This is a genomic window from Desemzia sp. FAM 23990, assembly GCF_045528485.1.
Lineage (GTDB): Bacteria > Bacillota > Bacilli > Lactobacillales > Carnobacteriaceae > Desemzia.
Window position 1 is genome coordinate 1 of sequence record NZ_JBGQQW010000068.1, and the last position, 537, is coordinate 537.

Annotated in this window: 1 tRNA gene and 2 rRNA genes; all 3 read right to left on the reverse strand. The window is 43.6% G+C overall.

The annotated features are described in order from the left end of the window. Positions 1–145 (reverse strand): 23S ribosomal RNA (locus ACEN4I_RS13445); the annotation flags it as partial. 167 nt (positions 146–312) lie between these two features. Then, positions 313–385 (reverse strand) — tRNA-Ala (locus tag ACEN4I_RS13450). 84 nt (positions 386–469) lie between these two features. Then, positions 470–537, reverse strand: a 16S ribosomal RNA gene (locus tag ACEN4I_RS13455); the annotation flags it as partial.

Consider the following 537-nt stretch of genomic DNA (forward strand, 5'->3'; position numbering starts at 1 on the left):
TCCTATTAAAGATGCTGGGTTCCCCCATTCGGAAATCTCTGGATCAAAGCTTACTTACAGCTCCCCAAAGCATATCGGAGTTCGTCCCGTCCTTCATCGGCTTCTAGTGCCAAGGCATCCACCGTGCACCCTTAGTAACTTAACCTATCATTACTAATTGTGTTGCAACCGAAGTTGCTTGTTTTATCTTGCGATAAGAACAATTAAAAAACTCTTTTAAACGCGGTGTGTTTCTCGGTTTCTTACTTAAATATTTCTATTAGACAATATCCAGTTTTCAAAGAACACTATTCAGTTGCAACTAAGTTGCAATGGAGCCTAGCGGGATCGAACCGCTGACCTCCTGCGTGCAAGGCAGGCGCTCTCCCAGCTGAGCTAAGGCCCCAAACTATTTAATTGAGAGAAGAATTAACCTCTCAAAACTAAACAAAGTAAAAGCGAACCGTGTAGAATTCCGTTAATTCCTTAGAAAGGAGGTGATCCAGCCGCACCTTCCGATACGGCTACCTTGTTACGACTTCACCCCAATTATCTGTC